At 61.9% G+C, this 12,127-nt stretch carries 12 protein-coding genes; 9 read left to right on the forward strand and 3 right to left on the reverse strand.

Going from position 1 to position 12,127, the window contains the following annotated elements:
* The first annotated feature begins 102 nt into the window (after positions 1 to 102).
* Entirely contained in the window at positions 103 to 639 is a 537-nt protein-coding gene (locus tag FBY02_RS00980; RefSeq protein ID WP_144922146.1) for a hypothetical protein, read from the forward strand.
* Positions 640 to 650: 11 nt separating this feature from the next.
* Here FBY02_RS00980 and FBY02_RS00985 read toward each other — a convergent pair whose 3' ends face one another.
* Entirely contained in the window at positions 651 to 1,988 is a 1,338-nt protein-coding gene (locus tag FBY02_RS00985; RefSeq protein ID WP_144922152.1) for a sodium:proton antiporter, read from the reverse strand.
* A gap of 240 nt (positions 1,989 to 2,228) precedes the next feature.
* Between FBY02_RS00985 and FBY02_RS00990 the strand changes: the two genes are divergently transcribed.
* From FBY02_RS00990 to ligD, 4 genes are read left to right on the forward strand one after another with little or no spacing between them, the layout of a single operon-like run.
* Positions 2,229 to 3,623 (forward strand): iron-containing redox enzyme family protein, encoded by a 1,395-nt coding sequence (locus tag FBY02_RS00990; protein ID WP_144922158.1) that lies wholly within the window; start codon positions 2,229 to 2,231, stop codon positions 3,621 to 3,623.
* A gap of 9 nt (positions 3,624 to 3,632) precedes the next feature.
* Positions 3,633 to 4,634 (forward strand): class I SAM-dependent methyltransferase, encoded by a 1,002-nt coding sequence (locus FBY02_RS00995; protein WP_144922163.1) that lies wholly within the window; start codon positions 3,633 to 3,635, stop codon positions 4,632 to 4,634.
* A complete protein-coding gene (locus tag FBY02_RS01000) occupies positions 4,606 to 5,769 on the forward strand; it encodes a carboxylate-amine ligase (protein ID WP_144922166.1) in 1,164 nt (387 codons plus the stop codon). Before FBY02_RS00995 ends, FBY02_RS01000 begins: the two co-directional genes overlap by 29 nt.
* Positions 5,766 to 8,369, forward strand: a complete 2,604-nt coding sequence (ligD, locus tag FBY02_RS01005; protein WP_144922169.1) for a DNA ligase D — start codon at positions 5,766 to 5,768, stop codon at positions 8,367 to 8,369. Before FBY02_RS01000 ends, ligD begins: the two co-directional genes overlap by 4 nt.
* A gap of 84 nt (positions 8,370 to 8,453) precedes the next feature.
* On the opposite strand, the gene FBY02_RS01010 is transcribed toward ligD, so the two are convergent.
* On the reverse strand, positions 8,454 to 9,065 hold the full coding sequence (locus FBY02_RS01010; RefSeq protein WP_144922172.1) for a Yip1 family protein: 612 nt from the start codon (positions 9,063 to 9,065) through the stop codon (positions 8,454 to 8,456).
* A 168-nt stretch (positions 9,066 to 9,233) separates the two neighbouring features.
* On the opposite strand from FBY02_RS01010, the gene FBY02_RS01015 reads away from it, so the two are divergent.
* Genes FBY02_RS01015 through FBY02_RS01025 form a run of 3 tightly spaced genes read left to right on the forward strand, consistent with a single transcriptional unit; the run spans position 9,234 to position 10,554 of the window.
* The gene (locus FBY02_RS01015; protein ID WP_144922174.1) at positions 9,234 to 9,734 is read left to right on the forward strand and encodes a CinA family protein; all 501 of its coding nucleotides are present in this window, start codon (positions 9,234 to 9,236) and stop codon (positions 9,732 to 9,734) included.
* Positions 9,735 to 9,743: 9 nt separating this feature from the next.
* Positions 9,744 to 10,259 (forward strand): hypothetical protein, encoded by a 516-nt coding sequence (locus tag FBY02_RS01020; RefSeq protein WP_144922177.1) that lies wholly within the window; start codon positions 9,744 to 9,746, stop codon positions 10,257 to 10,259.
* A gap of 7 nt (positions 10,260 to 10,266) precedes the next feature.
* On the forward strand, positions 10,267 to 10,554 hold the full coding sequence (locus FBY02_RS01025) for a YetF domain-containing protein (protein ID WP_144922180.1): 288 nt from the start codon (positions 10,267 to 10,269) through the stop codon (positions 10,552 to 10,554).
* A gap of 71 nt (positions 10,555 to 10,625) precedes the next feature.
* Here FBY02_RS01025 and FBY02_RS01030 read toward each other — a convergent pair whose 3' ends face one another.
* On the reverse strand, positions 10,626 to 11,483 hold the full coding sequence (locus FBY02_RS01030; RefSeq protein WP_144922183.1) for an SDR family oxidoreductase: 858 nt from the start codon (positions 11,481 to 11,483) through the stop codon (positions 10,626 to 10,628).
* Positions 11,484 to 11,673: 190 nt separating this feature from the next.
* Between FBY02_RS01030 and FBY02_RS01035 the strand changes: the two genes are divergently transcribed.
* A complete protein-coding gene (locus tag FBY02_RS01035; RefSeq protein WP_144922186.1) occupies positions 11,674 to 12,093 on the forward strand; it encodes a VOC family protein in 420 nt (139 codons plus the stop codon).
* Positions 12,094 to 12,127: the final 34 nt, after the last annotated feature.

Raw genomic sequence — 12,127 nt, forward strand, 5'->3', positions numbered from 1 at the left:
TCGGAACGGCGTTTCGTTGGACCTGCGGTCCATCGGCTTGAACTTGCCTGGCGGCGCGATCATCCAACAGGTTCGAACCATCACTGAGGGATAGCCCGCGCAATGCCCCGAATCCTGACCAGCCAGACCCAGGAAGAAGAACTGACGGAACACCAGGCCAAGCTGTTCGGCTCCCCCAAGGAGCGACTGGATTTCTATCGTCGGGAGATCCAGTACGAAACCAGCATCCTGGCCAATCGTACCGATGCGTACCTGGCCGCCCAGTCGTTCCTGGTGATTGCATTCGCCTCCTGTATGGCCAACCTGAACCCGGAATGGGGCAAGTTGTTCACCTTGATCGTGCCGCCATTCCTGGCCTTGCTAGGTTTTCTGAGCTCCCTCAATGCCTGGCCGGGCATTCGTGCCGCCTACGAGATCATCGATCATTGGCACTTCAAACAAAGTGAGTTGCTGCGCTCCGAGCCGATGATGGGCCTGGTCTATGACGAGTCGCCGCTGTTCAGCGAGCGGGAATCGACGCACAAGGGCTACCGCAAGTCGCTGCTGTTTTCGGTGCGCACGCCGTGGATCTTTGCGACCTTCTGGGTGTTGCTGGGGGTGTATTCGGTTTATATCCAGGTCAGCGACCCCGGGGCTTGAAGCCCGCTGGCCTAGCCTGATTGTTTATGGCGTTCATACCACGCCAGGGTCGGTTGGGTGCTCAAGCCGTGGACCAGAATGCTCAGTGACACCACCGAGAGCGTGAGGTTGATACACAGGCTCGCCAGCTCGGGTTGCAGGTGATGGTTCAAGGCAAAGAACAGGTAGAACAGACTGCCGATACCGCGGATGCCGAACCAACCGATCAGCAGCCGTTGCGGGCGATCCAGCAAACGCCCCCAGGGCATCGCCAGCACGCACACGGGACGGATGACGGCGAACAACAGGGCGCCGATGGCCAGGGCCCGCCAGTCCCAATGATTGGCCAGCACTACCCCGAGCAGCGTCACCAGGAATACTTCCATGGCGCGCTCCACCAGGCTGCCGAAGGCGAGCATGTCGCCCATCATCACACCGGCGGCCACCTGGCCGTCATCCAGGGATTCGGTGTCGCCCAGCACGGCTTGCCGAGGGGCAACCGTTTCGTGTCCCACCACCGGTTGCACCAGGTGTTCGGCCGGCGGCGAGTCCTTGTCGGTGGAAGCGACCTCGGCCTGACGCAACCCCAAGCCAGCGGCGAACACCGAGAGGAAGCCATAGCCCTGGACCGATTCGGCGGCGACATAAGCCAACGCGATCAGCGCCAGGGCCAGGTAATCGTTGGGTGACAGGGTGCTGTCGGCATTCTTGATGCGCATCGACAAGGTCAGGCGGCCAATGCCGCGGCCCATCGTGTAACCGATCAGCAAGCCTGCCGGTACAGCCCACAGCACATTGCGCAAGGCCCATTCGGCGAGGAAACCGCCATCGTCGTCGCGCAGCATCAACAGGCCAAGGATCACGAACGGAAACGCCGTGCCATCGTTCAACCCGGCCTCACCGGACAGCCCGAAACGTACCCGATCGTCATCCCGGGCATCGTTGACCTGCACCAGCGCCGCCAGCACCGGGTCGGTCGGGGCCAACATCGCGCCGATCAGCAGCGAAACGCCCCAACCGAGGCCGAACAGATAATGCAGAACCAGACACAGGCCGGCGATGCTCAGTATCATCACCGGACCGGCCAACCCATAGGCCACACGCCATGTACGGTCCTTGAAGGGCAGGCGCAGCTTAAGACCGCTGACGAACAGCGAAAATACCACGGCGATTTCGGTGAGATGCTCCATCCAGATCGTGGAGTCGCCGACGTCCAGCTTCAACAACCCCAGCCCGGCCGGCCCGATGGCGACACCCAGCGCCAGACACATCGCCGAAGTGGTTACCGGCATCCAGCGCAGGTAGGAAGAGGTCAGGGCCAGGGTCAGCAATACGGCACCGAGCACCGCAACCCACGCTGTGAACATCATTGGAGCTCCTTGGATAACCGCAACGCCAAACTGTTGGCAGAACCCTTGTGGCGAGGGGGGGACCACATCACCTGATGTCTTTCATTCGAGGGCATGGATGAAGCGAGGGTTCCCATTACAACAGCGCGCCCCGTTTATCCGGCTGCCTTTCAATCCGAGGGAATTTTTCGCCGCGCCCAAGGCTCTGCTCTGGAAGAGACGTGCTGATTCAGCGTCCTGCCAAGCACCCATGAGGCCCTTATGACTGCGCTGACTTCCCTTCACCGGCCCGCCACCGAGCGGCCGTTCACAGATCCGTTCACCGCCGCGGGGAACGTTCGCCAATGTTACGAGCGGCTGCTCCACGGCCCAGATGATGCCGACAGGCAAGCCGTGGCCCAGGCTTTCCTTCAATCATGCCTGGAGAAGGCCGAGGCGCTGCCCCAGGAAATGCCCGACGATCCGATGGCCCTGCAAGCCTGGGTCGAGCAACACAGTGCCGGCGTGGCCCGGCAATACGGCGATTACCTGGAACGGCGCAAGAGTGGCGGTGCACGGGAGTTCTTCACCCACAAGGCCCACGCCTTGTATTTCCTCCAGGCCGTCGCACCGACCAAACTGGTGGACGGCGCCTGGTTGTATGGCGTGCTCAAGCACTGGCACGACCACCGCTTCGAAGGGTTACTGTGCACCTACCTGGAAGAGCTGGGCGATGGCGTCCCGGCGCAGAACCATGTGGTGATCTACCGCAAGCTGCTTGCCGAACACGGTTTGGCGGATGCGCCGGACATCGACGATGAGCGTTACCTGCAAGGCGCAGTGCAACTGGCCCTGGGATACGCCGGCGATGAATACCTGCCCGAGGTCATCGGCTACAACCTGGGCTATGAGCAACTGCCCCTGCATCTGTTGATCAGCGCCTATGAGCTGAGCGAGCTGGACATCGATCCGTATTACTTCACCCTCCACGTGACCATCGACAACGCCAGCACCGGCCACGCCCACAAAGCCGTGCAATCGCTGTTGCAACTGATGCCGATGGAAGCCGACCGCGAAGCCTTCTGGCGTCGGGTGACCCTGGGGTATCGCCTCAATGACCTGGGGCAGGGCAGCCGGGCGATCATCGAATCGTTCGATCTGTATCGCGAAGTGTTGGACATGCTCGAACGCAAGCGCCCGTTCGGCCAGCACATGCACTCCGATTACTGCAAGTTCGAGGGCAAGACGGTCAACCAGTGGCTGGCGGCGCCGGGCCAACTGGAAGGCTTCCTTGACGCGCTGCAAGGCAAAGGCTGGATCCGGCGTCACGAGGACCCGCAGAACAGTCGGTTCTGGACTCTGATCGAAGGGGCCGGCGCGGCAATGTTCGGCGTGTTCAGCCCCTATGAAAAGCAACTGCTGCACGATTGGATCGCCGGTGATTGGCTGGAGAAAAGCACTCGTTCGACGCCCCGGCGCAACCATGGTGCCGCCGGCGAGCTCCCCGCGTCAGTGGAAGATCCCGATGTGCAAAGTCTGCGGCAGGCGCTGCGTGGCCAGACGCCCGACGAGCAGATGCAGACCTTGATGCCCTGGCTCTCGGCCCGCTGCCACAGCCATCCGGCCGGGTTGCTGGCGACCCGTCGGTTTATCGAACTCAAATCCGTACTGCGCTAGGAGCCCTGCATGAATCAGGAAGAACGCCTCTCTGAACCCGACCTGGCGCTGTTGCAGCTGGGCCGTCGGTTACAAGCCGATGGTTATCGCTTCATCACGCCAACGCCGCTGACCCATGAACGGGTCAACCAGCGGCCAGGAAACGAGCGTTCCAGGACATTGCGCGACGTGTTCGGCTGGTCGCGGCCATTTGCGCCGGGACTGATCTCCGCCGACGAACAGCGTCAACTGCAAGAAGCCGAGGTGCTGGAAGAGCGCCAGGGCCTGCTTCACAGCCGGGTGCGCTGGTCGAGCCTGGACGGGTTGCTGTTTGCCCATTCGGCATTCCCTACCCAGTCCAGCGATGCAGTGTTTTTCGGCCCGGACAGCTACCGCTTCGCACAACTGATCCATACCCATCTGCAACAGAATTTCACGGCGGTGCATCGCGCCGTGGATATTGGCTGCGGCGCTGGTGTCGGGGCGATCGTCATTGCCCGGGCCCGTCGCGAGGCCCAGGTACTGGCCCTGGACATCAATCCGTTGGCTCTGCGCCTGAGCGCGGTCAATGCCGCGTTGGCCGAGGTGGGCAACCTCGAGATTGCCCACAGCGACCTGCTGCAGAACGTCGACGGCCAATTCGACCTGATCGTCGCCAACCCGCCGTACATGGCCGATCCGGCGGAGCGTGCCTATCGCGACGGTGGTGGAGCCCTCGGCGCCGGGCTGTCGTTGCGCATTGTCGAGCAGGCGTTGCCCCGGCTCACCCCGGGCGGCTCGCTGGTGCTCTACACCGGGGTGGCGATGGTCGATGGTCGCGATCCGTTCCTGGAGGCGCTGGGAACATGGCGCGACTCGCCGGAGTTTGGCTGGACCTACAAGGAACTGGACCCGGACGTCTTTGGTGAGGAGCTGCTGACGCCTGGGTATCGGAATGTGGAAAGGATCGCCGTGGTGGCGTTGGTGGTAACCCGCATCGGCGCGGGTATCGGAGGGATTATCGATGAACAGGCGTCTGAAGTTCGGCATTGAAGAAGAATATTTCATCACCGATCTGCAAACCCGCTGCATGCCAGGTCAACCGTCCGAGGCTGCGGTGGCCGAGTGCCGGATCGAGCTGGGCAAGCACTTCGCCCATGAAATGTTCCAGAGCCAGGTCGAGGTGGCATCGCCCATCTTTCGCAGCCTGCCCGAAGCCGCCGACTACCTGAGCGAGGTACGCACAGGCCTGACGCGGCGTTTGGCGCCCCATGGACTGGGATTGCTCAGCGCCGGATCCCACCCCATGGCGGCCCAGGTTCTGCAACCCACCGATGAATTGCACTTCCAGCAACTGTTCGATGATTACCAGCGGGTGGCCCGACGCAGCGTGCTGTCGGGCCTGCATGTACACGTCGAGGTCCCGGCCGACCGGGATCGGGTCCGGGTGATGAACGAGGTCTTGCCCTGGCTGCCGATGTTTCTCGCGCTGAGTGCTTCGTCACCGTTCTGGAACGGCGCGTATAGCGGTTTCAGCAGCTACCGCCAGGTCGCCTGCGATGAGTGGCCGCGCATGGGCGTCCCGGAGTTCTTCGAAGACGAGTCGGCGTTTGCCGAGTACGTCGACTTGCTCATGCGCACCGGCTCGATTCGCCAGGCCAGCGATTGCTGGTGGGTGATTCGACCTTCCTCGCATTTTCCCACCCTGGAAATGCGCATCTGCGATGCCTGTCCACGGATCGACGATGTCCTTTGCCTGGTCTCGCTGTTTCGCCTGATGGTGGCCCACGCCATTGCTCAGCCCAAACCCGGGGCGCACTACAGCCAGACCTCCCAGTGGATCCTCAAGGAGAACCGCTGGCGGGCCAAGCGCCACGGGATCCTGGCGGAGTTCATCATCGAGGGCCAGGAGCAGCCGATGCTCATCGGTGAATGGCTGACCCTGGCCGAACAGACCTTTGGTGAAACGGCCGCGGCCCTCGGGGTCAGCGACGTGTTCAAGCAGGCGCGGCGGATCGTGCAGGAAGGCACCAGTGCCGACCGGCAAGTGGTTCTCTACGAACAGGGGTTGTTGCTGGGGGATACGCCTGCGCAGGCTTTGGGCCGGGTCGTCGATCAACTGATGTCGGAGACCGCCGGGTTGCCCGTGGCCGGTCCGACGCTCCAGCAAGCGGCAGGTGGCCGATGACCAGCAAGAACCTCGATGACTACAACCGCATGCGTGATTTCGCCGCCACCCCGGAGCCGGCGGCGAAGCGCTCGCGCAAGTCGAAGAAAACCGCTCACGCCTTGCAGTTCTGCATCCAGAAACACGATGCCTCGCGGCTGCATTACGACTTTCGCCTGGAACTGGACGGCGCCCTGAAGAGCTGGGCGGTACCCAAGGGGCCGAGCCTGGACCCCAAGTCCAAGCGCCTTGCGGTGCATGTCGAAGACCATCCGCTGGACTACGCAACGTTCGAAGGCAGCATTCCCGAAGGCCATTACGGCGCCGGCGATGTCATCGTCTGGGATCGGGGCGTCTGGATCCCCCAGGGCGATCCCCATGAGGCCTACGAAAAGGGCCGGCTCAAGTTCGAGCTGCAAGGCGAGAAGCTGGCCGGCTTGTGGAATCTGGTCCGCACCCACATGCCGGGCAAGCAGGAACAGTGGTTCCTGATCAAGCATCAGGACGACGCCGCCCGGCCCGAAAGTGAATACGATGTGGTGCAGGCCGAGCCGGACAGCGTGCTCAGCGACCGCACCATCATCCCCAAGCGCCGTGGCAAAGCTGCCGCTGCCGCAGTGGTGAAACAGCCGGATAAAGCCGCCAAGCCCACGTCATCGAAACAATCTTCGAAAAACATCCTCAGCGGCGCGGTGGCCGGGCCAATGCCCGAAACCCTCAAGCCGGAGCTGGCGACCCTGGTGGAAAGCGCCCCCGACGGCGAATGGCTCTATGAAATCAAATTCGACGGTTATCGGGTCATGGCCCGTATCGAAAACGGGGATGTGCGTCTGATCACCCGCAACGGCCACGACTGGACCCACAAGTTGCCCAGCCAGGCCGAGGCCCTCGCCGGGCTCGGGCTTGAGTCGGCCTGGCTGGATGGGGAAATGGTTGTGGCCAACGAAGAGGGCGTGCCGGATTTCCAGGCCTTGCAGAATGCCTTCGACGTCGGCAGCAGCGGCAAGATCGCCTACTATCTGTTCGACCTGCCTTATCTCAATGGTATGGACCTGCGCAAAGTGCCGGTGGAACAGCGCCGGGCTGCGCTGGCGGCGGTGCTGAAGGGCAACGAGGATCCGTTGCTGCGTTTCTCCGATGCCTTCGAGGAGACCCCGGATGCGTTGCTCAACAGCGCTTGCCAGATGAAGATGGAAGGGCTGATCGGCAAGCGCGCCGGCAGTGCCTATGTGTCCCGGCGCAGCAGTGACTGGATCAAGCTCAAATGCAAGAACCGCCAGGAGTTCGTGGTGGTCGGCTTCAGCGAACCCAACGGTGCCCGCAGTGCCTTCGGCGCGTTGCTGTTGGGGTTGCATGACGCCGATAGCGGTGAGCTGCGCTATGCCGGCAAGGTTGGCACCGGGTTCAACGAAACTACCCTCAAGAGCATCCACCAGCAGTTACTGCCTCTGGAGACGAAAAAAGCCGCGGTGGTCAATCCGCCCACCGGCTACGAAGCCAAGGGCGTGCACTGGCTCAAGCCGACGTTACTGGCCGAGGTGGCGTATGCCGAGATGACCAAGGAAGGGTCGGTGCGGCATGCGGTGTTCCATGGTTTGCGCAACGACAAACCGGCCAGGGAAATTACCCAGGAGCGCCCGAAAGCCGTGGACAAACCTGCGGAAGTCGAAAAAAAGCCGGCCAAGTCCACGACGAAAACCAAGGGCAAGGCTACACAGGCCCCGGCGATGGACGGCAGGGTACGGATCACCCACCCAGAGCGGGTCATCGACGCCACCAGCGGCACCACCAAACTGCAACTGGCCGAATATTACGCCAGCGTCGCCGAGTTCATTCTGCCGGAACTGGCCGAACGCCCGGTGGCGCTGGTACGGGCGCCGGACGGGATCGCCGGCGAGCTGTTCTTTCAGAAAAACCCCGAGCGCCTGGCGATTCCCGGGATTACCAGCCTGGATAAGGCCTTGACCGGGCAGCCGGTGATGATCATCAATAATGCTGAGGCGCTGATCGGCGCGGTGCAGATGAGCACGGTGGAGTTGCACACCTGGAACGCCACCGCCGTCGATCTGGACAAGCCGGACCGTTTCGTCCTCGACCTTGACCCGGACCCGGCGTTGCCTTGGAAAAGCATGGTGGAAGCCACCCAACTGACGTTATCGGTGCTTGATGAACTGGGCCTCAAGGCATTTCTCAAGACCAGCGGCGGCAAGGGCATCCATGTGGTGGTGCCACTGACGCGCAAACTCGGTTGGGACGAGGTCAAGGGATTCAGTCACGCCATTGTCAGCCACATGGCGAAGCTGCTGCCGGATCGCTTCTCCGCGGTGTCCGGGCCGAAGAACCGCGTCGGGCGGATCTTCATCGACTACCTGCGCAACGGCCTCGGCGCTACCACCATCTGCGCCTACGCGGTCCGCACCCGCGAAGGGTTGCCGGTGTCGGTACCGATCTTTCGGGAGGAGGTGGCGGAGCTCAAGGGGGCGAATCTGTGGAATGTGCATAACGTCCACGAGCGCCTGGCGGAAGTGGGTCACGAGCCTTGGGCCGACCTGAAGAAAACCCGCCAGAGCATCACGGCGGATATGCGTCGGCGGGTTGGGATGAAGAAAACGGATAAATAGTAGGGATTTGCAGGGACTTCTGTGGCGAGTTTCGCTAAATCCCCTCGCCACAGAAGCATGAAGCCAAAGCGTCCAACGTTGTGATCAACCCACCGGAAACCGCAGATATTCCGGCTGCAACACGTTGAACCACAGCAGGATCATCTCCACCAGCATAGTCACCAGTACCAGCAACCCGACACCCCAGACACTTGCCGAGTACAACAGTCCCTGTTCCTTTTTGACGCCCATGAACTTGGGCAGGCCGATGAATAACAGGTAAGTCGAATAGGCCGAGGCGACCAGCAACACCGCCACCGCCAGCCAGCGGCTGGGGTAAAGCCCGGAAAGTCCGGCCAGGAAGTACGGGGTGGCGGTATAGGCGGCAAAGCCGATGCACTGGTTGACGCTCGGGCGCGCTTCGAAGGTGCGGGACATCCAGCGAATGAACAGCCCCATGAGCGCCACGCCGGCGACAATGGTCAGGTACAGCAGCACGCACAGTTGCAGTGCGCTGGCGGCAGTGAGCCGTACCGTTTCGTTCTCGGCCAGGCTCCAACCGGTCCAGGTGGTGCCGATGAACAGGCACACCGCCGGAATCAGTGCCAGCAACAGCAGGTGACCGAGGTAATGACGTGGATGGGCCTGTTCTTCTTCGCGGATGTCCTGCCAGGCGAATTCGGGATGCGTGAACAGTTTGACGAAAGGTGCGGACATGACGACCTCCTGATCGAGTCAGCCTCAGCGTGAGACCCTTATGGGTTTGAGGCGCAGGATCGGAGGACGGTTTCATTTATTTGTCGCGGCGCGTCGGGAAGCGATCGGAGGGAATGAATCCAAGCGGCAGGGGTCAACCCATCAGCACCTCAGAAGGACTTTCGCACCATGACTGTTGCCCAGACCCTGGTTGATTACCTGCGAGACCATGACTTGCGCCTGACCACGGCCGAATCCTGCACCGCCGGCCAGATCGTCACGCTGCTGGCCGAAGTGCCGGGCAGCGGCTCGCTGATCGAAAGCGGTTACGTGGTGTACTCCCCCGAGGCGAAACAGCGGTTGCTGGGAGTGAGCCCGCGCACCATCGCTACCTTCAACCTCACCAGTCGTGAAGTCGCGCAGGAAATGGTCCTCGGCGCCTTGCATGATGCCAATGCCAACGTGGCGGTGGCCACCACCGGGATCCTCGGGCCGGACGACATGGATGGCATTCCCGCTGGCACCGTGTGTTTTGCCTGGGCCTTCCAGATCAATGGCAAGCGGGCACTGTTCAGTCGCCAGGAGCGCTTTTTCGGCACGCGCGGACAAGTGCAGTTGCGGGCCGCCGAGCATGCGCTCGTGCAACTGCGGTACTTTCATCAGCGTGCCCTGGCGGGTGAGTACCGATAGGACAGCCGCATGAGCCATCACACCGAGCCGGAAGACTGGCGCAGTCGCGAGTTTCCAGTGCGTGAAGACATGGCGTATCAGCTCAAGGTCTGGCGGTTCGAGCGGGTCGGCTGGTATGGGCTGGTGCTGCTGGTGATTCTCACTTTACTGGGGCAGTTTTCACGGGGCCCGTTGAGCTCCCGCGACGTGCAGAGCAGCGATGGCCGTTTGGGGGCCAGGTACGAGTTTTTTCATCGCAACGGCTCCAACAACGCCATGATCCTTCATCTCAAGGGGACGCCCGGCGCGGTATTGGAGGTGGAGTTGGGCGGCGACTGGCTGGAAGGCTTCGACGTAGAGGCGTTGCATCCCCATCCCGTGCGTTCGGCGAGCGCGGGGCAGGGGATGAAGGTTTGGGTTCAGGCCGACGCCGAGGGTAAGGCAAGCCTGTACCTCTCATTGGTCAGTACCGGGCTGGGGATCTACCACAGCCGTATCGCCATGCCCGGCAGCGCGGTCAGTTTCGATCAATTCATTTTCCCTTAGGTGACCTATGGATTCCGTACTGCGCGCCGGCGCGATGTACCTGGCATTAATGGTGCTGTTCAAGATCGCCGGCCGCCGCTCACTGGCCGACCTCACCACCTTCGACTTCGTGCTGCTGATGATCATTGTCGAGGACGGCCGGATCCTCCAGGGTCGCATGCGCCTTGCCCGGCTGGTGGAAGCCGACATCATGGAAGCGGCGCGTTCGAGCCAGGGAATCGAGACCCTGGAGCAGATCAAGTTTGCGATTATCGAGCGCAATGGGAAGATTTCTGTGATTGCCAAGGAGTCCTGATTCTGGTGATTTGAGTGTTGCCTCTGTGGCGAGGGGATAAATCCCTTCGCCACAAAAGAACACACCAGGATTCAGAGGATCGGCTTACCCCCCGTTATCCCATACCGTGCCCCGGAGATGTAGCTGGCCTCGTCCGACGCCAACAGCACATAGATCGGCGCCACTTCCACCGGTTGGCCCGGGCGCCCCAGGGGTGTCTGGGAACCGAAGTTCTGCACCTCTTCCTCAGGCATGGTCGCAACAATCAGGGGGGTCCAGATCGGCCCCGGCGCCACGCTGTTGACCCGGATACCCTTGGGCCCGAGCATCTGCGCCAGGCCGCCGGTGAAGTTGGCGATGGCGCCCTTGGTGGTGGCATAGGCCAGCAGGGTCGGCTTGGGCATGTCGGAGTTGACCGAACTGGTGTTGATGATCGAACCGCCGGCCTTCATGTGCGGTACGGCGGCCTGGCAGATCCTGAACATCGACGTGATGTTGATATCGAACGTGCGCACCCATTCCTCATCCGGAATGTCCTCCAGATGCTCGTGGGTCATCTGGAACGCGGCATTGTTGACCAGGACATCGATACGTCCGAAGCGAGCGACGGTCTCATCGACAACCTTGCGGCACTGGGTCTTGTCTGCCAGATCGCCTGGCAACAACAGGCACTGACGGCCGGCCTGCTCGACCCAGCGCGCGGTTTCCCGGGCGTCTTCGTGTTCGTCCAGATAAGAAATGGCCACGTCCGCGCCTTCACGGGCAAACGCAATCGCCACGGCGCGACCAATGCCACTGTCGGCACCGGTGATCAGGGCGATCTTGCTCGCCAGACGCCCGGAACCGGTGTAACTCTGTTCGCCGCAATCGGGATACGGGTCCATTTTTCGCTGGGTGCCGGGCACCGGTTGGCTTTGCTTCGGGAAAGGTGGGGTAGGGTAGTCGACCATGGCATTCTCCAGGCAAGGTGTGGATGCGATGCAGGGTGGACCGCGGTTTTTTTGGCAGAGTTCGGTTGGATCATTCGGTCAGTCGATGAGCGTTGCGCAGGGCGTTTCGTCGAACAATAGTCATCGGCAAGCGAACGTCGGAGCACAGGAGTTCTCCAATGGCCATACGTATTCAACAAGGAGATGGAAATTGTTCAGTCATATACAGATCGGCGCGCGAGACTTGCCGAGGATGATCGCTTTCTATGACGCAGTCCTGGGGTGCCTGGGGCTGGTGCGCATGGACAGTGAAAACGATTCCGGACCGCCCGGGGAAGGTTGGCATCAACCCGGTAAGCGCTGGCCCCAGGTATTCGTGCAACAGCCCTTTAACGGCTTGCCCGCCACGTGGGGCAACGGCATGCAGGTGAGCTTCGCCGCCGACTCACCGCAGACCGTGCGCGCCGCCTGGGACCTGGCCATTGCCATGGGGGGGTATGACGAAGGCCCGCCGGGCCCGAGGCCGCAGTACTCGGAAGGTTACTTTGGAGCCTATTGCAGGGATCCGGAGGGGAACAAACTGTGTTTTGTGTATGCGCCGGATTTGCATGAGCATAACGCCCCGCTCTGAATCCAATGTGGTGAGGGAGCAAGCTCCCTTGCCA

Source organism: Pseudomonas sp. SJZ078 (assembly GCF_007828255.1).
In the GTDB taxonomy this organism is placed as follows: Bacteria; Pseudomonadota; Gammaproteobacteria; order Pseudomonadales; family Pseudomonadaceae; genus Aquipseudomonas.